At 68.4% G+C, this 1544-nt stretch carries 2 protein-coding genes; both read left to right on the forward strand.

Annotated elements, in window-relative coordinates:
* Positions 1 to 337: ATP-binding cassette domain-containing protein (locus tag AC5RWT_RS37310; RefSeq protein WP_494084604.1), on the forward strand; the 337-nt coding region annotated here is incomplete at its 5' end.
* Between the two features lie 4 nt (positions 338 to 341).
* On the forward strand, positions 342 to 1325 hold the full coding sequence (locus AC5RWT_RS37315) for a GNAT family N-acetyltransferase (RefSeq protein WP_494084605.1): 984 nt from the start codon (positions 342 to 344) through the stop codon (positions 1323 to 1325).
* The last annotated feature ends 219 nt before the right edge of the window (positions 1326 to 1544 follow it).

The raw sequence follows: 1544 nt of genomic DNA on the forward strand, positions 1-1544 counted from the left end.
GCACTCGGCGCTGGGCGCCGTGGGGCTCGCCGGATTCGTGGCCGGCCTGCCCGCCGGGCTGGAAACCAGGATCGGCCCGTCCGGGCAGTTCCTCTCCGGCGGCCAGCGGCAGCGGCTGGCGGTGGCCCGGGCTCTGTTGGCCAACTCGGACATCGTGCTGCTGGACGAACCCACCGCCCATCTGGACCGTGAAGCCGCCGACGCGCTGCTGGCGGATCTGCGGCGCGCCCTCGCCGGTAAAGCGGTGGTCATGGTGACCCATGACGAGCGCCAGGCGGCGTGGTGCGAGCGCCGGTTGCAGCTGTCTTCCGACCGGTATGCTGCTGCCCTAAGCTGAGGCCATGACCATACCCGACCATCCGGCTGTTCCCGCCGGAGACCTGGACTGGCGGGCGATGACCGCCTCGGACATCGACGGCTGGCACGGGTTGATCCGCCGGATGGCCGCCGTGGACAAGCCGGTCTGGACCGAGACGACGGCCGATCTGGCGGAGGCGTTCGAAGACCCGGCCAACGACCCGGCGGAAACCACTGCCATCGGCCTGGACGCCGGTGGAACGGTTCGGGCGGCGGGGCGCGTCTACGCGAATCCCGGCTCTGCGGTGGCCCACACCTGGGGCGGCGTCGATCCGGACTGGCGCCGTCGCGGCATTGGAAAGGCACTCTTCACGTGGCAGGCCGAGTGCCAGCGCCGCCGTTTCAGCGCCGCCGGCATTTCCGGCGGCGTCCTGCGGACCAGCACCGAGGAGCAGGACCCCGCACACAATGGCCTGATGGCCGCCGTAGGCGCCACGGTGGTGCGCTACTTCACCGAAATGACCCGCCCGCTGGAGGCGATACCGGACCTGCCGCTGGCCGAGGGGTTCGCGTTTGGTGACCTGGATCCGGACGACAGCGACGCCGTGAGGCTCGCCCACAACGAGGCTTTCGCGGACCACTGGGGCAGTGAGCCCCGCGACGAGCGCCGATGGAAGACTCTGGTGAAACATCCCCAGACCATGCCCGAGTGGAGCATGTCGGTGGTGGAGGCCTCGTCCGGCGAGACAGTCGCCTATCAGGTGGCCAGCTTTGATCCCGACTACAAACTGCAGTCAGGGTACGACGAAGGCTTCACCAACCTGCTGGGCGTCCGCAGGCCGTGGCGCGGACGCGGGCTCGCCCAGTCGCTGCTGGCCGAAGCGATGCGCCGGTTCAGGGCCGGCGGGATGTCCCATGCCGGGTTGGGCGTGGACACGGAGAATCCCAGTGGAGCGCTGGCTCTCTATACCCGGATGGGCTACGTGCCGACCAAACGGTACGTGGACTATGAATTGCCGCTGATCTGAGGCGCGGCAGGCGTCGCCCCGACGTCGTGCACATTATGGGTGACGCCGTGCAGGAAGTCTCTGCCCAAAGTTTCGACAAGCTTCTGCCTCCCGCGACGCCGGCAGGGCGTCAAACCATTTTTTGCCGGAAGGACAGGGGGGGTAGCCCTACCTTGCGGGCCTTTGCGTCTTACTCTTCGTCGGACGCGTGGACCAGAAGCCAGCCTTCCGAACCGGGAT

This window comes from Arthrobacter sp. Dra40 (assembly GCF_059091905.1).